Here is a 17,712-nt window from a genome sequence, read left to right as displayed (position 1 = left end):
CATCATGAGGTTGCTGCGCTTCCGGGCCGCCAACCACAAGTCGATCCGGGACGAGCAGACGCTGTCGTTCGTCGCCGTCCCGAAGCGCGGCGAGCCGAAGCCGCGCGCCACCGAGATCCCGCCCACGACCCAGGTGACGGGCATCTACGGCGCCAACGCCTCCGGCAAGTCCAACGTCCTGGACGCGCTCCACTACATGATCAGCTGCATCCGCACCTCGCAGACACGCTGGTCACCGACCGGCGGGGTCCCTCTCAGACCATTCAAGCCGGTCACAGGAGAGCCTTCGCTGTACGAACTCGACTTCGTTCTGCGGGGTATCCGGTACACCTACGGCTTCGAGGTCGATACCGAAACCGTATGTTCCGAGTGGCTGTTCTCCTTCCCCCATGGCAAGGCGCGCCGCCTCTTCGAGCGGACCGGCCCGGAGGACTACGAGTTCGGACGGGCACTGAGCGGTCCGACCAACCAGATCGCCAGGCTCACCCGCCCCAACGCTCTTTACCTGTCGTCCGCCGCGAGCAACAGCCATCCCCTCCTGAGCACGCTCTACGAAGCCTTCACGAAGAGCATCCAGGTGGCCCGCCAGAGAGACAGGAACGCCCGTCTCCAGGTCACCACGAAAATCCTCAAGCTCGAGCACATGCCCCAGCTCCTGGCCCGGCTGCTCAAGGTCGCGGACCTCGGCATCGAAAGCGTCCATGTCGAAGAGACCGAAATCTCCGCCAACATTCAGCGCGCCATGGCCCGTTTCGGCGAGGAGTTGGACGAGTTCAAACTCGCACCTCCCCCGACCCATGTCGACGAGATCTTCCTTGCTCATTCCAGCGCCCCGGCGGTCCGCTTCGGCCTGGACGAGGAGAGCGACGGAACCGTGGAGTGGCTGGCCCTCATCGGCTACCTCCTCACGAGCATGGGCGCTCCGAGCGTCCTCATGGTCGACGAGGTGGACGCGAGCCTGCATCCGCATCTCACCTCGACCGTGATCCGCATGTTCAAGGATCCCGAGATCAACAGGCATGGGTCCCAACTGCTGTTCGCGTCTCACGACACCACGCTCCTGGGCACCCTGCTCGACGACAAGATCCTCGATCGGGACGAGGTCTGGTTCACCGAGAAGGACGAGGACGGAGCGACGACCCTCTACGCGCTCGCGGAATTCAAGCCACGCAAGGACGAGAACGTCGAACGCGGGTACCTCCAGGGCCGCTATGGTGCTGTCCCCTACCTGAGTTACGCGGAGATCCGGCGGATCTTCCAGGAACTTCACGTGGAGTCGGATGAGCCGAGGACGCACCCCCCAGTCCCTCACCCGCAAGACGAACACCAAGACGACGAGGAACCGGCTGCTCATCGTCTGTGAAGGGGAAGTCACCGAGGTCGAGTACTTCGAGGGCATCACCCGGCTCTACCGGGCACCGACGGTGAAGGTCGAGTGCGTCGGCAAAGGACGCGACCCGCTCAAGACCGTGAACCACGCTCTCCGGCTGCGAGAGAACTCGGAGAAGGCCGCGCGCAGTAAACGCGACTCGTTCCTGAAGATCGACCATGTCTGGTGCGTGGTCGACGTGGACGACCACACCACCCTGGACGGTGCGCTCCGTCTGGCGAAGCGAAACGACGTGCACCTCATCGTCTCGAACCCGTGCTTCGAGATCTGGCTGCTCTGGCACTACCAGGACTTCGCGTCCCAGACGAACCGCTTCGACCTGCCCAAGAAGCTCGATGGCCATATCCCCGGATACAGCAAGAAGAAGGCCATCCCCACCGGCTTCCCGTTCGGCGAGGCGGAACACTCGGCCGCGAAGAAGCGGGCCCTGTGCTGCGATCCGCAGCATGACGCGCCATGCCGGCAGGGGCGGAACCCTTCGTCCAACGTGTGGCTCGCCGTTGAGGCCGTCCGCGGCGAGGGCCGGAAGCCGTGAGGAAGCGGAACGGCCCGCGTTCAGGGGAACGCGGGCCGTTCTGGGTTTCGGGCGGGTCGCTTTATGCCTTACGGCGCTGGAAGAAAGCGCTGACGGCTCGGGCGATGAGCACGACCGGCAGCACGAACACGTAGAAGAACATGTGGTAGGTGCCGCCGGTGAAGATGAAGGCCAGGTAGAAGGCGTAGCCGGACATTCCGAGGCCGACGATGGCGTAGAGGATGCGGTCCCGCACCCTCGATCCGAAGCCGAGCGCCGCCGTGACCAGCATGGCGATGCCGCTGATTCCGAGCAGAAGCACGTACCAGGAGAACGCGGGCTCGGCACTGAAGTCGAGATTCACAGACTCTTCCAAGGGGGGGTCGTTCCGAAAAGTGGAGTAACGGTATCGGAACGTCCCCCTTCCGCCTAGGGAGATTATTCGGGGTCTTCGAGAGAGCCTTCGAGGTCGAGGTAGGTCTGGCGGAGGCGGTCGAGGGTCTCGGGGTCGGGGGCGGACCAGAGGTTTCGGTCGGCGGCCTCGAGGAGGCGTTCCGTGACGCCGCGGAGGGCCCAGGGGTTGGACTTCTCCATGAAGGCGCGGTTCTCGGTGTCGAAGACGTATTCCTTGGCGAGGGTCTCGTACATCCAGTCGTCGACGACGCCCGCGGTCGCGTCGTAGCCGAAGAGGTAGTCGACGGTGGCCGCGAGTTCGAAGGCGCCCTTGTAGCCGTGGCGGCGCATCGCGGCGATCCAGCGGGGGTTGACGACGCGGGCGCGGAAGACGCGGTGGGTCTCCTCGGCGAGGGTCCGGGTCCTGACCTGGTCGGGGACGGCCGAGTCGCCGACGTACGCGGCCGGGTTCCGGCCGGTCAGGGAGCGGACCATCGCGACCATGCCGCCGTGGTACTGGAAGTAGTCGTCGGAGTCGACGATGTCGTGTTCGCGGGTGTCCTGGTTCTTCGCGGCGACCGAGATGCGGCGGAACGTCGATTCCATGTCGGTGCGGGCCTCGCGTCCGTCCAGGCCGCGGCCGTAGGCGTAGCCGCCCCAGACGGCGTAGACCTCGGCGAGGTCGGAGTCGTCGCGCCAGTTGCGGGCGTCGATGAGGGGCAGGAGTCCCGCGCCGTAGGCGCCGGGCTTGGAGCCGAAGACGCGGGTGGTCGCGCGGCGCCAGTCGCCGTGCGCGGCGTGGTCCTCGACGGCGTGGGCGCGCAGGAAGTTGCGGTCGGACGGCTCGTCCAGCGCGGCCACGGCGGTGATCGCGTCGTCGATCAGGGCGATGACGTGCGGGAACGCGTCGCGGAAAAAGCCGGAGATGCGGAGCGTCACGTCGATGCGCGGACGTCCCAGCTCGGCGAGCGGCACGATGGCGAAGCCGGTCACCCGCCGGGACGCGTCGTCCCAGACCGGACGGCAGCCGATGAGCGCCAGGACCTCGGCGATGTCGTCGCCCTGGGTGCGCATCGCGGACGTGCCCCACACGGTCAGCCCCACGCTGGACGGATACTCTCCGGTGTCGTCCAGGTGACGTTGGATGAGCGAGTCGGCCAGGGCGACGCCGACGTCCCACGCGTTGCGGGACGGGATGGCCTTCGGGTCCACCGAGTAGAAGTTGCGGCCCGTCGGCAGGACGTTGACCAGCCCGCGCGTCGGCGATCCGGACGGCCCGGCGGGCACGTACCCGCCGTCCAGCGCGTGCAGCACGGCCCCGATCTCGTCGCGGGTGGCGTCCAGGCGCGGGACGACCTCGTCCGCGGCGAACTCCAGCAGGCGGACGACGTCCGGCACGTCCTCGCCCAGGATCCCGGCGGCGATCTCCGGGACCCGGGCCGCGTCCCAGCCCGCGTCCTCCATGGTCTGGACGAGCCGCCGCGCGGTGTCCTCCAGGATGTCGATCACGTCGGACGCGGTGCGTCCGCCCAGCGCGTTCACGACCGCGCCCGGCTCGGCGAGCAGCGCCTTCTCGTCCAGGCCGTGGGGCGCGGCGAGCGCCGACCGCAGGCCCGGCATGGCCCCGGCGACGCCGCCCCACACCTGCGTGGCGCGCAGCACGGCGAGCACGAGGTTGACGCGCGTCTCCCCCTGCGGCTCCTGGCCGAGGATGTGCAGGCCGTCCCGGATCTGGACGTCCTTGATCTCGCACAGGTAGCCGTCGATGTGCATGATGAAGTCGTCGAAGTCGTCCGCGTCCGGCATGTCCTCCTGGTGGAGGTCGTGGTGCAGCTGCGCGGCCTGGACGAGCGTCCAGATCTGCGCGCGGACGGCCGGCAGCTTCGTCGGGTCGAGATCGTTGACGGTGGCGTACTCGTCCAGAAGCTGCTCGAGTTTGGCCAGGTCACCGTAGGTTTCGGCGCGCGCCATCGGCGGCACGAGGTGGTCGACGACGGTGGCGTGGGCGCGCCGCTTGGCCTGCGTGCCCTCCCCCGGGTCGTTGACGATGAACGGGTAGACGAGCGGCAGGTCGCCGAGCACGCCGTCCGGGGCGCACCCGTCCGACAGCCCGAGCCCCTTGCCGGGCAGCCACTCCAGCGTGCCGTGCTTGCCCAGGTGGACGACCGCGTCCGCGCCGAACTCGCGGTCCAGCCAGCGGTAGGCGGCCAGGTAGTGGTGGGACGGCGGAAGGTCCGGATCGTGGTAGATCGCCACGGGGTTCTCGCCGAACCCGCGCGGCGGCTGGATCATCAGGACGACGTTCCCGAACCGCAGCGACGCGAGGACGATGTCGTCGCCGTCCACGTACAGCTCGCCCGGCGGCTGCCCCCAGTGCTCCCTGACGCCCTCCCGCAGCGACTCGGGAAGCGCCTCGAACCACGTCCGGTAGGACGCCAGTGACGCGCGCGCAGGAGCCTGGGCCAACTGGTCCTCTGTCAGCCACTCGACGTCATGCCCGCCCGCCGCGATCAGGGAGTGAATCAGCCGGTCGCCCGTGTCGGGGTCCTCCCATAGGGAATGGTCGTCGCCGAGGTCGTATCCGGCGTCCGCCATCTGCCGGAGCATCCGCACGGCGGACGTGGGCGTGTCCAACCCGACCGCGTTTCCGACCCGCGCGTGCTTGGTCGGATAGGACGACAGAACCAGCGCGACCCGCTTCTCCCGGTTCGGGACATGCCGGAGCCGCGCGTGCCGAACCGCTATGCCGGCCACCCGCGCGGCCCGTTCCGGGTCCGCCGCATAGACGGGGATGCCGTCCGGGCCGAGTTCCTTGAACGAGAACGGCACGGCGATGATGCGGCCGTCGAACTCGGGGATCGCGACCTGCATCGCGGCGTCCATGGGGACGAGCGCCGCGTCCGAGTCGTCCCATGCCTGCCGGGACGACGTGAGGCAGAGCCCCTGGATGACCGGCACGTCGAGCGTGGCGAGCGCCCCGGCGTCCCACGAGTCCTCGTCGCCTCCCGCGCTCGCGTCGGCCGCGACCGCCCCGCCCGCCGCCAGCACGGTCGCGACAACGGCATCGCTCTGCTCGAGCAACGCCATCAGCTCCGGATCGGCCCCCCGCAGCGACCCGCAGAACACGGGCAGCGCATTCGCGCCGGCACGTTCGATCTGCTCACACAACACGTCGATGAACGCCGTGTTCCCCGACAGCTCGTGCGCGCGATAGAAGACCACGCCGACCGTAGGACGCCCTTCGATCCGCTTGTACTCGCCATGCAGACCGAACGAAGGCATGGCGACAGGCGCCTCAAAGCCCTCCCCGGTGAGCAGCACCGTGTCCGACAGGAACAGGGCGAGTTGCCGCAAGTTCTCGACGCCGCCCTCGCGCAGATAGGCGAGCGCCTCGGCGGCGACCCCGGGCGGCACGGTGGACAACGCCATCAACTCGGCGTCCGGATCGGCCTCCCCGCCGAGCAGGACCACGGGCGAACCGCTGCCGACCAGCGCGTCCACCCCTTGTGGCCAGGTCTTCCGTCCGCCCAGCAACCGCACCACGACGACGTCGACCCCGTCGAGGAGCGATGGCAGGTCGTCGACGGCGACCCGCATCGGATTGGCGGTCGCCCACCCCGCGTCCGCCGCGCGCGCGGCGAGCAGTTCGGTGTCGGCGGTGGACAGCAGCAAAGCACGCATGAGCGATGCCTCCAACGGGGTCCGCGCCCCGGCTCGGGTGAAGGTCCGCGACGGCGCGGAGTCTCCTGGCTTCCGGATCGGCGCCCCCGCCCCGGCCTTCCGGCGCTTCCGCCGTGGCCAAGCATGAGGGAGGACTCCCCGGTGACAGTTGCGGGACAGCTCCGGATTCACACCGGATTCCTCGCCCGCCGTCGCCGCGCCAGTCTACGGAACCGCCACCTCGCCCTCACCCCCGCGATTCCGGTGGCCCCCACGCCACACAAGGCGTACCCTTCCGAGTGTCGGCGAGTGGGGAAGCTCGACCGGCCGGAACGCCCGTCCCCACCTAGCCGAGGACGGGCGTTTCGCATGCTCAGGGCTCACATTCGAACGCCCCGCAGCCGCTCCGGCGCCGCCCCGACGTCCCTCCCCGACCGGTCGGCGCTCAGCCGCATAGAGGACGTCAGCGAGCACCCAAACACAACTCGCCGTCCCCCGTCGCGCGCATCCGACGAATGCGAAGCGGTCGGCCTCCCCCGAGGCCATGGCCGAAGGCCCGTGTCGTCATTCAGGAATTGGAGCGGGCTCAGAGGAGGGAGAAGCCGATGGCCTTGCCTATGCCGGGGCGGGAGAAGGTGGTGGTGGGGTAGACGGCGCAGCGGCCTTCGGTGAGGGCGTGGACCATCGAGAGGCCGCGGCCGTCGGTGCTCAGGCTGTAGATGAGCGTGTCCAGGTCGTCGTCGTCGAGGACGGGCGGCGGGCGCAGGAGGTCGGGGACGCGGCCGAGGAACGGGTCGGCGTCCGCGATCTCGCACCAGAGGGGACGGCGCGACGAGCCCGCGAACAGGACGCGCAGTTCGAGCGGCGGCTCGGCGTGCTGGACGCCGTTGGCGGCGAGTTCGGCGGCGACGAGTTCGAGGTCGTTGACGCCGTCCTCCGGAACCCCGGCGCGGACGAGCAGCTCACGGACGATCTCCCGCGCCCGCCGCTCGGCCCGCGCCGGATGCAGCCGCCACACCCGAGCCGTGAACGGCCCCACCCCGAACGTCGCCACCCCCGGCTCCACCGCCATCCGCGCCGCCACCGTCCGCCCGATCGCACTTCTCCGCATCATGGCCACCCTCCCCAGTCGCGTCTTTGTGATCGGAGGTCCCGAAAACGAACGAAAGACATCCAGGTGATCACTTTGAGTACTAGCCTTGTTACTTAGAGCTTCCTCTTGTGGCGGATGACGCACAACAAGTTGCGCGGAACGTAACGCCAGATCGGCGGCTCCAGGCACGCTCCACCGGATGGCGACGAGCACGGGAGGCCCCTTGACCAGCAGGAATGCAACAACGGCCCGTGGACGCACGCTGGGCGCGGAGCTTCGAGAACTCCGGAGCCGCCACGGACTCAGCACACGGGCGGCGGCGTCACGCATCGGCTGGACGGCGGCCATGCTGAACCGCACCGAGAACGGACTCCGTGCCACCAACCCCGAGGAAGTGGCGTCGATCCTCGGGGCCTATGGCGTGACCGGCGCCGATCGAGAGCGGCTCCTCGGCCTCGCCCGGGACGCGGAGCTGCCGGGCTGGTGGGAGGCCGGAGACAATATCTACCCGGCCCCGCTCAAGGCCCTGATCGGCTTCGAGACGCAGGCGATCCGCATGACGGACGTGGAGACGACTCTCGTCCCTGGTCTGTTGCAGACCCCGGAGTACGTGCGCGCCATCATGCAGGCGTGCGACGTCCCTTCCTTTGAGGCCGAGATGCGCGTGGCGACGCGCCTGGGACGCCAGGCCGTTCTCAGCCGTCCGGCGCCACCCCGGCTTCTGGCGTTCGTCGACGAGGCGAGCCTGCGGCGTCCCGTGGGCGGACCGCGTGTCATGGCCGAGCAGGTTCGCCACATCAGGCGGAGCGCGGCCAAGCCCAACATCAGCGTGCGGATCATTCCGTTCCACGTCGGCGCTCATGCCGCGCTGAGCGGCCCCTTCACCATCCTGGAGTTCGAACGCGCCAGGCCCTTGATTCACCAGGAGGGCAAGAACACCCTGAGCTTCGTGGATTCCAGCACCGAGGTAGACACTTTCCTTGCGTGCGTGGATACGCTGAGGGCGACTTCCCTCACCCCCGAGCGTTCGATCGAGTATCTGGACTCGATCATCGCGGACCACGGGAGACAGGAGCCAGCATGAAGCACGGCAGTCTCACCTGGAAGAAGTCCAGCCACAGCGGCGAGCAGTACAACTGTGTCGAGATGGCGCGCCTGACCGGCACAGCGTTGGCCGTCCGCGACTCCAAGGCCCCCAACGACCCCTTCTTGGTGCTCGACCGGGGCGCCTGGTTCTCGCTCCGCGCAGCCCTCAGCGGAGGCGGCACCGCGTGAGCGTGTCGCGCCTGGCCTGGCGCAAGTCGTCCTACAGCGACGAGGAAGTCAACTGCGTCGAGGTGGCGGGTATCGGCGCCGACGCTCTTGCGGTCCGCGACTCCAAGCTTCCGGGTGGCGCGGTGCTCGTGGTCGATCGGGAGGGGTGGCGTTTGCTCTGCGCGATGCTTGGGCGGCGTCCGTCGGAGTGACCGCGTCTCCGCCTGGTGGGTGCGTGTTCGGGTTGGGGTGGTAACGCCTGGGGCGGCCTGGTGGGCGCGGATGCCTTGGATGGGGCGTCGGCGCCTTCCTTGATGGCGGTGTCGCGCTCGAAGACGAGGGCGAGCGCGACCGGGTCGGCGATGTGGTGGTCGCCGACCCCGTGGCAGCGGGTCGCCGGGGGTGGGGTCATCCCGCAGGGGCGAGGGTGCGGCGGTCGGCGGTGACGATGGACGCGACGAGGCCGGGGAAGACCTCTTCGAGTTCGTCGCGGCGGAGGGTGTTCATGCGGGCGGTGCCCGCGTAGTGCTGCCTGATCAGGCCCGCCTCGCGCAGGACGTTGAAGTGGTGGGTGGCGGTCGACTTGCTGACCGTGAGGTCGAAGCCGCCGCACTTGATGTCGACGTCGGAGTCCCAGAGCCGCGTGACGATGCCGCGGCGCACCGGGTCGACGAGCGCCTCGAGGATCTGCTGGAGCGTGACGTCCCGGACGGACGGGTGGGACGGGGTGCGGCTATCCATGAGACGCATAGTACGACAGGAATCAAAGTTTGACACCGATCGAACTTAGGTGTTGAGTGATCACCGTTGGACGAGGCGAACGATCGAAGGACGGTCATGATGACCAGGACGGTGCTGTTCCACGAGCTCGGCGGCCCCGAGGTGATGCGGCTGCAGGACGTCGAGATCGGTGACCCGGGCCCCGGTGAGGTCCGGATCCGCGTGGACGCGATCGGACTCAACCGGGCCGAGGCGCTGTTCCGCAGCGGCCAGTACATCGAGCCGGTGAAGCGGTTCCCCGCGAAGCTGGGATACGAGGCCGCGGGCGTGGTCGAGGCCGTCGGCGAGGGGGTGGAGGGCATCGAGGTCGGCCAGTCGATCAGCACGATGCCCGCGTTCTCGCAGAACGACTACGGGGTCTACGGCGAGCGGGCCATCGTCCCCGCGCACGCGGTGCTGGACCGGCCCGACTTCGTGAACGCGGTCGACGGCGCGGCGGTGTGGATGCCCTACGTCACCGCGTACGGCGGGCTGGTCGAGGTCGGCGGGATGCGTCCCGGGGACACGGTCGTACTGAACGCCGCGTCCAGCAGTGTGGCGCTCGCGGCGCTCCAGGTCGCCGAGCGGACGGGCGCGACCGCGATCGCGCTGACCCGGGGCGAGAGCAAGAAGGAGGCACTGCTCAAGCTCGGCGCGGAGCACGTCATCGTGACCGACACCGAGGACATGGTCGAGCGCGTCCGCGAGCTCACCGACGGCCGGGGCGCGGAGTTCGTCTTCGACGCCGTCGCCGGACCGGGCGTCCTGGACCTCATGAAGGTCGTCGCACCGAACGGGACGATGCTCGAGTACGGGATGCTCAGCGGCCAGCCGACGCCGTTCCCCGGTTTCGACCTGGGTATGCCCCCGATCAGCATGCGGACGTTCACGATGCGGGAGACGGCCCACGACCCGGAGCGGATGCGGCGGGCCGTCGCGTACGTGAACTCGGGCCTGCGGTCGGGCGCGTTCCGTCCCGTCGTGGACCGGACGTTCGACCTCGAGGACATCGTCGAGGCGCACCACTACATGGCCGCGAACACCCAGATCGGCAAGATCGTCGTCACCGTCGGCCACTGACGTCCGGGGCCTTCCAGAGCAGGGCGGCGATGACCAGCGCCAGCACGACCACCGCCGGCATGGCCAGCGCGACGAACGCGCCGGGACCGGGCAGGCCCGTGACGCAGGCCGCTAGGACCACCGCCTCCAGCGCCAGCACCACGTACCGGCCGGACCTCCCGGCCGGGGGCGCCCAGGCGCGGTCCGCAGGGGCCAGGGCGAGCACCGCGAGCGCGACCCCGACCACGATGGCGATCACCGAGACCGCACCGTGCATGTCTCCCAGGACGAGCGCCGCCACCGCCGGGACGACCAGGAGCAGCGACTGCGCGCCGAGGAGGGGGCGGACCGCAGCGCCGCCGTCACGCCTCCGGCGCGTCGTCGCCTCCTGCTCCTCGACCTCGGGGACCGAGGTACCGTCCTCATCGGCCCGGTGCGCGGGGGCCTCCCAGTCCTCGATCTTGGGGAGCACGATGCGGACACCACCGCCCCAGCGCGCCGTCGCCCCCCGCTCCTGAACGGTGGGGATCAGGAGCAGGAAGGCGGCCGCCGGGATGACGAGCAGCACGAGGACGGCGAGCTTGGACGGCCAGTACCCGAGGTCCAGGCTCCACTCGGAGTAGTTCGAGGCGACCGCCGCCTCCAGAACCAGCACCACGACCCGGGCGGGCTTACTCACCGGAAGCAGGACGGCGCAGGTCACCAGGCCGGCCACGATCGCCCCGACGAAGAGGCCGAGGGGAAGCAAGAGAAGCGCCAACCCACTGCCCTCGCCATGGCCGAACGGCCCCACCACCCCCACGACCAGAAGGACCAACGACACCACGGCCAGTACCGCAGCCTGAACGAAGAGCAACCCGCGAACCACGTTGAGGACCCGCGGTGCCCAGCGAGACGTCTCGGCCGTCATCCCCGCTCCCGAACGCTCGGGGCCAGGAGCAGGTAGAGGGCCGCCGGGATGGCGGCGAACTCGAGGAAGGAGATCGAGGAGATCGTGGAGTGCCAGAAAGCGCCGTGGAAGTCCCACAACAGGTAGGCCCCGGCCCCTATCCCTTCCCCCGCAAGCACCGCGCGACGGGCGGGCTTGTGGACCGAAAGCCGGACGGCACAGGTCAGGAGGGCGACGATGACCGCGCCGAAGAACAGAGCGGGGATGAGGAGGATGACCGCGAGGCGGCCGTCCCTGGTGCCGGAGAAGGGGCCTCCGACACCCCAGAACGAGAGATAGGCCACCGGGACGGCCAGGATCGCGGCCTGGAGGGCGAGCAGGACACGGGCCGCGACGAATCCGTCCCGGGCACGGACTCGGTGGTACGTCTCGATCGTCATACCTTCAGACTCCCGACGGGGCGGACGGGCGCCCAGAGCTCGCGTACTCAACGGTGTACTCAAACGTCCGAGGCGTCCTTGAACCGTCTGTGGTGAGAGGGCGCCGCACAACGACGGGTAAGCAGATCGGCATCATCGGCGTCCGCTGGTCGCCCGGTCGTAGAGCAAGACGAAGGCGCCGACGGCCGCCAGGGCCGACGTCGCCGGGAAGATGAGCATGGGCGAGTAGAGCGGGGCCCCGTCGTGGAGCCACCACATCACACAGCCTGTTACGAAGATCGCCAGTTCGAGCCCCAGCCCCCGGATCCATCCGTGCCTCCAGGCCGGGAGACGCGTGTTGGCGCGCACCGCTCCCAGCATGAGCGCGCCCAGAACGGGACCGGGAGCGAAGGGGGCCCACTCGTGGAGGGACTTGGGGCCGTAGCCGGTCAGGAGGTCGAAGGCTCCTATGACGAGAATGAACATCGCCGGGGGGCACATGAGCACGCCCTGAAGGAGAAGCAGGACGGTCACCGTGGTCATGAGGGGGCGGCGGCGGAACGGCTCGGTCGTCATGTCCTCAAGACTCGCCTCGGGCGGGCGTGTGGCACAGTGCGCGGCTACTCAGGCCGCTACTCAGCGCGGTACCCGGCTCAGCGCAGTGCGCGGCCCAGGCGTTTGATGTTGCGGATGACCGGGGTCGTCTCGACGTGGGTGACGCCGGGGAGGGCGGCGGCACGGTCGGTGAGGTAGCGGTAGAGGTCGTGGGCGTCGCGGCAGAGGACGGTGGCGGACAGGTCGGCGTTGCCGCTGGTGGCGGCGGCGAAGACGACCTCGGGGTGGGTGGCGAGGGCGCGTCCGGCGGCGTCCAGGGCGGACGGGGTGACGGTCATCCAGAGGCGGGTGCTGTGGTTCAGGCCGACGAGGGGCAGGTGGAACTCGGCGTAGAAGTGGAGGGCGCCGAGGGCGCGCAGGTGGTCGACGCGGCGGCGGACGGTGGACGCGGACCAGCCGGTCGCGGCGGCCAGGTCGGGGAGGGCGGTGCGTCCGTCGCGGGCCAGGACGTCCAGGAGGGGACGGTCGTCCGGGGCGCAGTGCGGGATGTGCTCGGGGTCGGCGGGGAACTCCGGGTGGGAGTCGAGGGCCGCGGCCTGTTCGGGGGTCAGGGCGTCCAGGAGGCGGATCGGGCTGGGCGAGCCGTAGAAGACGTGCAGGACGGAGTGGGCGGTGACGTCCATGATGCGGTTCGTGCGCGGGAGCCTGTCGAGGAGGAGCTGTTCGGCCTCGCCCGGGGTGCCTGCGCGGGTGATGCACTGGACCTCCGTCCCGCCCGAGGCGAGCTGGACCCAGGCGGTGTCGGGGCGGCGGGCGAGGGCCTCGGCGACGGGGAGGGCGGCGCCGGGGGCGCAGCGAAGGCGGAGGATCCAGCGGCCGTGGGCGAGGTATCCGGCGGGCGGGACGGCGACGACGCGCAGGAGGTCCGCCGAGCGGAGGCGGCGGTAGCGGCGGGCGACGGTCTGGTCGGAGACGCCGAGGACCTCGGCGATCCGGCTGAACGGGGCACGCGCGTCGAGTTGCAGCGCATGGATGAGCTGCCGGTCCAGGTCGTCGGATTCCACCAGGGCAGAGTAAGGGATGTCGAAATCCGTCCTTGAGACGGGTTCCGTGTCGCATCGCGGCGGGCGGCGGCCGAGAGTCGTTTCAGGCGAAACGACTCGGAAGGATGCCGATATGGGCAGGTGGGGACCGCTGACGGCGGTGTGCCTCGGTGCGTTCATGCTGCTGGTGGACGTGAACATCGTGACGGTGGCGCTGCCCGACATGGCACGCGGGCTCGGGACGACGTTCGGGGCGTTGCAGTGGGTGATGGACGTCTACGCGCTCACGCTCGCGGCGCTGCTGATGGGCGCGGGGACGCTCGCCGACCGGATCGGACGGCGGCGGCTGTACGTGGCGGGGCTGGTGACGTTCGCGGCGTCCTCGCTGGTCAGCGGGCTCGCGCCGGACGCGGCGACGCTCGTCGCGGCGCGGGCGGCGCAGGGGGTGGGCGCGGCGGCGATGTTCGCGACGACGGTCGCGCTGATCGCCGCGTCGTACGAGGGGCGGGACCGCGCCGTGGCCTTCGGCGTGTGGGGGGCGGTGTCGGGCGCGGCGTCCGGGGTCGGGCCGATCCTGGGCGGGGTGCTGACGCAGCATCTGGGCTGGCGCTGGATCTTCCTGGTGAACCTGCCGGTCAGCGCGGTCGCGATCGCGGTGACGCTGCGGCGGGTGCGCGAGTCGCGGAATCCGGCCGCGCGGCGGCTGGACGTTCCGGGCATCGTGCTGTTCGCGGTCGCGGCGGGCGTCCTCACGTACGGGCTGACGCGCGGCGGCGTCCTCCTGTGGGTCTCGGTCGCGGTCGCGGCGGTGGCGTTCGCGGGGTTCGCGGGCGTCCAGCGGCGGACGGCGTATCCGACGCTCGACCTGGGGCTGTTCCGGCGTCCGGGGTTCGTCGGGGTGATGATCGGGTCGCTGGCGATGTCGGGGACGGCGTTCGCGACGCTGGTGAACACGTCGCTGTGGCTGCGGGCGGTGCTCGGGTTGTCGCCGATGGAGGCGGGCCTGGCGATCCTGCCGCTGCCCGCCGTGGCGTTCGCGACGTCCCTGGTGGCGGGGCGTCTGCTCCATGGCGTCTCACCGCGCTGGACGGTCGGCGGCGGGCTCGCGCTGATCGGGGCCGGCGGGCTGGCGCAGGCGTTCCTCACGGCGGACTCGGGCTGGGCGGATCTCGTCCCGGGCCTGGTGTTGACCGGGGCCGGGGCCGGTCTGGCGCTGCCGAACGTGACGGCGGCGGCGGTCGCGGCCGTCCCGGCGGAGCGGGGCGGGATGGCGTCCGGGGCGGTCGGGGCGCTGCGGCAGCTCGGGTACGCGCTCGGCGTCGCCGTGCTCGGCGCGGTGTTCCGCGCGCGGGTGCCGGGCGACCCGGCCGTCTCGCACGACGCGGCGGGGTTCGCCGCCGGGCTGTCCGCCGCGTACGCGACGGCGGGGACGCTCGCGCTGGTCGCCGCCGCGAGCGTCCTCCTCCTCGTCCGGTCCCGCCGCGACCGGCGGCCCGCGGCCGTCGTCCGGACGGGTCAGGACGTCACCGCGTAGCGGTTCATGACGACGCCCTCGTCGAAGGTGCGGGTCTCGATGAGGCGCAGGCCGAGCCGCCGGTCCAGGCCGGGGAACAGGGACACGCCCCCGCCGAGGACGACCGGGTGGACGCTGATCGCGACCTCGTCGATCAGGCCCAGCCGGGCGAGCGAGGTCGCGGCGCGGGCGCCGCCCATGAGGAGCAGGCCCTTGCCGTCCTGCTCCTTCAGCTCGCGGACCTGCGCGCCGAGGTCGGCTCCGATGACCTTCTCGGCCCATTCGGCGCTGTCGAGCGTCCGGGAGATGACCATCTTGCGGGACGCGCGCCAGACGGGCGCGTACCGGACGACGTGCGGGTGGTCGGACCTGGACTCGGCGTCCGGCCACCACGACGCCATCATCTCCCAGGTCACGCGGCCGTAGAGGGTGATGTCGTTCTCCTCGTCGAGGGCGAAGGAGTGGTCCGACAGCTCCGGGCCCATGACCGGCCAGTCGAACTCGCCCTTCGGGCCCTCGACGAAGCCGTCGGCGCTGGTGTGGATGTAGTAGGACAGCTTCCGCATCGTGGTGCTCCTTCTCTCGGGTGCCTTCACCCTGGAGTCGGAGCCGTCCGGGGGTCCTCTACATCCGGCCGGGAGATTTTCCTCAGTCTTTGCGGCCGGTCCCGGCGATGGCCACGCCGAGGCCGATCATCATGAGCCCGCCCGTCCCGCCGATGGCGGCGAGGCGGCGCGGGGAGCGGGCGAGCCAGGTGCGCGCGGACGCGGCGGCCAGGCCCCACGCGCTGTCGAGGACGAGCGCGATCGCGCAGAAGATCAGTCCGAACAGGGCCATCTGGAGCGGGACGTGCCCGGCGCCCCGGTCCACGAACTGGGGCAGGACGGCGGCGAAGAACACGCTGGTCTTCGGGTTCGTCACGCCGACGACCAGGCCCTGCCAGAAGGCGCGGCGTCCGGCGGAGCCGTCGGTCGTGGCGAGCGCCTCGCTGAGCTTGCGCCGCTGCCGCAGCGCCTGGACGCCCAGGTAGACGAGGTAGGCGGCGCCGACCAGCTTGATCGTCGTGAAGAGCAGCGCCGACTCGGCGACGAGCGAGCCGACGCCGAACGCCACGGCGACGGAGAGCAGGAGGGCGCCGGCCTCGTTGCCGATGACGCTGGTGAGGGCCGTCCGGCGGCCGTGGGCGAGCGCGCGCCCGACCACGAACAGCACGGACGGCCCGGGGACGAGGATGATCACTGTGGCCATCGCGCAGAAGGCCAGCAGACGTTCGGGGGACACCATGAGCGGAGATTACGCTTCGCCCGAATCGTCCGGCCAACCGGTTTCGCCCGGCGGACCCGCCGGCGCGGCCGGTCAGGCCGGCTGCCGCTCGGACGCTCCCGTGACGATCACGGAGGCGGGGGCGCGGCGTCCGTCCGTCCGGCGGTGGAGGAGGGCGGAGACGACGACGAACGCGAACCCGCCGACACCGAGCAGCCCGCCGACCCAGCCCGTCGAGGTGTAGCCGAACCCGGCGTCGATCGTGATCCCCGCGAGGAACGGGCCGATCGTGTTGCCGAGGTTGAAGGCGGCGATGTTCGCGGCGGACGCCATGGTCGGCGCGCCCTTCGCGACGTCCAGGACGCGGAGCTGGAGCGGCGCGACGGTCGAGAATCCGGCGGCGCCGAGCAGCAGGATCCCGACGACGAGGGTCGCCTTGGTGTGCGCGGCCGGGACGAACAGGAAGGCCAGCGCGGCGGTCGCGCCGATCGTCGCGAACAGGGCGGGGAACATGGCGCGGTCGGCGAACCGTCCGCCGAGGATGTTCCCGGCGAACACGCCGAGCCCGAACAGGATCATGACGACGGGCACCGCGCCCGTGCCGAACCCGGCGACGTCGGTCATCGTGGACGAGATGTAGGTGTAGACGGTGAACACCGGCGCCCAGCCGAGGACGGCCATGCCGAGCGCGAGCCAGACCTGCGGGTTGCGGAAGGCGGCCAGCTCGCGGCGCAGTCCGGCCCCCGGACGCGGCGTCCGCGGGACGAGCGCGGCGACGCCGATCAGGCCGATCACGCCGACGACGGCGATCGCCCAGAAGGTCATCCGCCAGCCGTACTGCTGTCCGAGCCAGGCCCCGGCCGGGACGCCGAGGACGTTCGCGATGGTGAGGCCGCTGAACATGAGCGCGATCGCGCCGGCCCGCTTCTCGGGCTTGACCAGGTCGGCGGCGACGACGGCGCCGACGCCGAAGTAGGCGCCGTGCGAGAAGGCGGCGAGGATCCGCCCGGCCATGAGGACGCCGTAGGTCGGCGCGACGGCCGACAGGACGTTCCCGGCGATGAACAGGCCCATCAGGGTGAGCAGCATCCCCTTGCGCGGCAGCCGGGCGCCGAGCGCGGTGAGGAGCGGCGCGCCGACGACGACGCCGAACGCGTATCCGGAGACCAGGAGGGCGGCCGTGGGGATCGAGGTGTGGAAGTCGCGGGCCAGGTCCGGCAGCAGGCCGTTCGGGGAGAACTCGGTGGTGCCGATCCCGAAGGCGCTGATGGCGAGCGCCAGGAGGGCGAGGGGCATGTCGGATTCCTCCGGTTAGACTGAGAGGCGTACGCGGGTAACAGGCGGAAGCATTAGTTGCACGCGCTTGTTATATGCACACGCCGACTATATGCGCGTGCAAGCAGTGGGAGTCAACCGCGGGAGAGGTGAGCCATGTCACAGGACGATGCGACACGGGCCGGAGGCTGGCGGACCCTGGCCGCCCTGCACACCCGCATCGAGGACGAGATCGAACGCGCCCTCCAGCGCGAGCACGACCTCGCCGTGAACGAGTTCTGCGCCCTGCACCACCTGTCCAAGCCGGAGGCGCGGAACGTCCGCATGCAGCAGCTCGCCGACGTCCTCGTCCTCAGCCAGAGCGCCACGACCCGCCTGGTCGCGCGCCTGGAGGAACGCGGGCTGGTCCGGCGCGTCCTGTCCCCCACGGACCGCCGCGGGATCTGCGCCGAGGCCACCGACGAGGGCCGCGCCCTCATGCACGACGCCACCCCGACCCACAACGCCGCCCTGGCCGAGGCCCTCGCGGGCGCCGCCGACCTCCCCGAACTCAAGCCCCTCGTCACCGCCATCGAGACCATCGGCGCCAAGGCCTGACCCCGCCGGTCCGTGGGCGGTGCGGCCGGTTCGGGC

At 70.6% G+C, this 17,712-nt stretch carries 19 protein-coding genes and 1 riboswitch; of the genes, 8 read left to right on the top strand and 11 right to left on the bottom strand.

Going from position 1 to position 17,712, the window contains the following annotated elements; all coding sequences use genetic code 11:
* Window positions 1-4 precede the first annotated feature (4 nt).
* Together EBO15_RS20440 and EBO15_RS20435 are read left to right on the top strand one after the other, a co-directional pair.
* Window positions 5-1,363 carry an AAA family ATPase gene (locus EBO15_RS20440; protein WP_122196022.1) on the top strand — a complete coding sequence of 453 codons (1,359 nt, stop codon included), beginning with the start codon at window positions 5-7 and terminating at the stop codon, window positions 1,361-1,363.
* The gene (locus tag EBO15_RS20435) at window positions 1,281-1,925 is read left to right on the top strand and encodes an RloB family protein (protein WP_233616316.1); all 645 of its coding nucleotides are present in this window, start codon (window positions 1,281-1,283) and stop codon (window positions 1,923-1,925) included. Before EBO15_RS20440 ends, EBO15_RS20435 begins: the two co-directional genes overlap by 83 nt.
* A 61-nt stretch (window positions 1,926-1,986) precedes the next feature.
* On the opposite strand, the gene EBO15_RS20430 is transcribed toward EBO15_RS20435, so the two are convergent.
* The 3 genes from EBO15_RS20430 to EBO15_RS44290 form a co-directional block, all read right to left on the bottom strand.
* A complete protein-coding gene (locus tag EBO15_RS20430; RefSeq protein WP_122196021.1) occupies window positions 1,987-2,268 on the bottom strand; it encodes a hypothetical protein in 282 nt (93 codons plus the stop codon).
* Between the two features lie 74 nt (window positions 2,269-2,342).
* Window positions 2,343-5,978 (bottom strand): cobaltochelatase subunit CobN, encoded by a 3,636-nt coding sequence (gene cobN / locus EBO15_RS20425; RefSeq protein ID WP_199744687.1) that lies wholly within the window; start codon window positions 5,976-5,978, stop codon window positions 2,343-2,345.
* 58 nt (window positions 5,979-6,036) lie between these two features.
* Window positions 6,037-6,161: riboswitch (cobalamin riboswitch) on the bottom strand.
* A 382-nt stretch (window positions 6,162-6,543) separates the two neighbouring features.
* Window positions 6,544-7,071, bottom strand: a complete 528-nt coding sequence (locus EBO15_RS44290) for an ATP-binding protein (protein WP_158628297.1) — start codon at window positions 7,069-7,071, stop codon at window positions 6,544-6,546.
* Window positions 7,072-7,249: 178 nt separating this feature from the next.
* Here EBO15_RS44290 and EBO15_RS20415 point away from each other — a divergent pair, with 178 nt between their 5' ends.
* From EBO15_RS20415 to EBO15_RS20405, 3 genes are read left to right on the top strand one after another with little or no spacing between them, the layout of a single operon-like run.
* Window positions 7,250-8,134: a helix-turn-helix domain-containing protein gene (locus EBO15_RS20415; RefSeq protein ID WP_122196020.1), complete on the top strand. Its 885-nt coding sequence runs from the start codon at window positions 7,250-7,252 to the stop codon at window positions 8,132-8,134.
* Window positions 8,131-8,325 (top strand): DUF397 domain-containing protein, encoded by a 195-nt coding sequence (locus EBO15_RS20410; RefSeq protein ID WP_122196019.1) that lies wholly within the window; start codon window positions 8,131-8,133, stop codon window positions 8,323-8,325. The genes EBO15_RS20415 and EBO15_RS20410 overlap by 4 nt, the downstream gene beginning before the upstream one ends.
* Window positions 8,322-8,516, top strand: coding sequence for a DUF397 domain-containing protein (locus tag EBO15_RS20405; RefSeq protein WP_199744685.1), 195 nt, complete (start codon window positions 8,322-8,324; stop codon window positions 8,514-8,516). The genes EBO15_RS20410 and EBO15_RS20405 overlap by 4 nt, the downstream gene beginning before the upstream one ends.
* 196 nt (window positions 8,517-8,712) lie before the next feature.
* Here EBO15_RS20405 and EBO15_RS20400 read toward each other — a convergent pair whose 3' ends face one another.
* A complete protein-coding gene (locus EBO15_RS20400; RefSeq protein WP_199744684.1) occupies window positions 8,713-9,045 on the bottom strand; it encodes an ArsR/SmtB family transcription factor in 333 nt (110 codons plus the stop codon).
* 96 nt (window positions 9,046-9,141) lie between these two features.
* On the opposite strand from EBO15_RS20400, the gene EBO15_RS20395 reads away from it, so the two are divergent.
* Window positions 9,142-10,143 carry a zinc-dependent alcohol dehydrogenase family protein gene (locus EBO15_RS20395; protein WP_233616315.1) on the top strand — a complete coding sequence of 334 codons (1,002 nt, stop codon included), beginning with the start codon at window positions 9,142-9,144 and terminating at the stop codon, window positions 10,141-10,143.
* On the opposite strand, the gene EBO15_RS20390 is transcribed toward EBO15_RS20395, so the two are convergent.
* From EBO15_RS20390 to EBO15_RS20375, 4 genes are all read right to left on the bottom strand, one after another.
* Window positions 10,127-10,882 carry a hypothetical protein gene (locus EBO15_RS20390; protein ID WP_147481575.1) on the bottom strand — a complete coding sequence of 252 codons (756 nt, stop codon included), beginning with the start codon at window positions 10,880-10,882 and terminating at the stop codon, window positions 10,127-10,129. The two genes, EBO15_RS20395 and EBO15_RS20390, sit on opposite strands and share 17 nt — an antisense overlap.
* Window positions 10,883-11,028: 146 nt before the next feature.
* Entirely contained in the window at window positions 11,029-11,451 is a 423-nt protein-coding gene (locus EBO15_RS20385) for a hypothetical protein (protein WP_122196016.1), read from the bottom strand.
* A gap of 132 nt (window positions 11,452-11,583) precedes the next feature.
* The gene (locus tag EBO15_RS20380; RefSeq protein ID WP_122196015.1) at window positions 11,584-12,006 is read right to left on the bottom strand and encodes a hypothetical protein; all 423 of its coding nucleotides are present in this window, start codon (window positions 12,004-12,006) and stop codon (window positions 11,584-11,586) included.
* Between the two features lie 77 nt (window positions 12,007-12,083).
* Window positions 12,084-13,049: an Lrp/AsnC family transcriptional regulator gene (locus EBO15_RS20375; RefSeq protein ID WP_122196014.1), complete on the bottom strand. Its 966-nt coding sequence runs from the start codon at window positions 13,047-13,049 to the stop codon at window positions 12,084-12,086.
* A 112-nt stretch (window positions 13,050-13,161) separates the two neighbouring features.
* Between EBO15_RS20375 and EBO15_RS20370 the strand changes: the two genes are divergently transcribed.
* Window positions 13,162-14,562 carry an MFS transporter gene (locus EBO15_RS20370; protein WP_122196013.1) on the top strand — a complete coding sequence of 467 codons (1,401 nt, stop codon included), beginning with the start codon at window positions 13,162-13,164 and terminating at the stop codon, window positions 14,560-14,562.
* On the opposite strand, the gene EBO15_RS20365 is transcribed toward EBO15_RS20370, so the two are convergent.
* From EBO15_RS20365 to EBO15_RS20355, 3 genes are all read right to left on the bottom strand, one after another.
* On the bottom strand, window positions 14,544-15,107 hold the full coding sequence (locus EBO15_RS20365) for a dihydrofolate reductase family protein (RefSeq protein WP_122196012.1): 564 nt from the start codon (window positions 15,105-15,107) through the stop codon (window positions 14,544-14,546). The two genes, EBO15_RS20370 and EBO15_RS20365, sit on opposite strands and share 19 nt — an antisense overlap.
* Window positions 15,108-15,189: 82 nt before the next feature.
* Window positions 15,190-15,825, bottom strand: a complete 636-nt coding sequence (locus tag EBO15_RS20360) for a LysE family translocator (protein WP_122196011.1) — start codon at window positions 15,823-15,825, stop codon at window positions 15,190-15,192.
* A 72-nt stretch (window positions 15,826-15,897) separates the two neighbouring features.
* Complete coding sequence (locus tag EBO15_RS20355; protein ID WP_122196010.1) at window positions 15,898-17,100, bottom strand: MFS transporter; 1,203 nt, start codon at window positions 17,098-17,100, stop codon at window positions 15,898-15,900.
* Window positions 17,101-17,235: 135 nt separating this feature from the next.
* Here EBO15_RS20355 and EBO15_RS20350 point away from each other — a divergent pair, with 135 nt between their 5' ends.
* Window positions 17,236-17,676, top strand: a complete 441-nt coding sequence (locus tag EBO15_RS20350) for a MarR family winged helix-turn-helix transcriptional regulator (RefSeq protein WP_122196009.1) — start codon at window positions 17,236-17,238, stop codon at window positions 17,674-17,676.
* Window positions 17,677-17,712: the final 36 nt, after the last annotated feature.

Source organism: Actinomadura harenae (assembly GCF_003696215.1).
GTDB lineage: Bacteria > Actinomycetota > Actinomycetes > Streptosporangiales > Streptosporangiaceae > Spirillospora > Spirillospora harenae.
The sequence above is the reverse complement of the archived record's forward strand: the minus strand, read 5'-3'. Positions and strand labels throughout refer to the sequence as shown.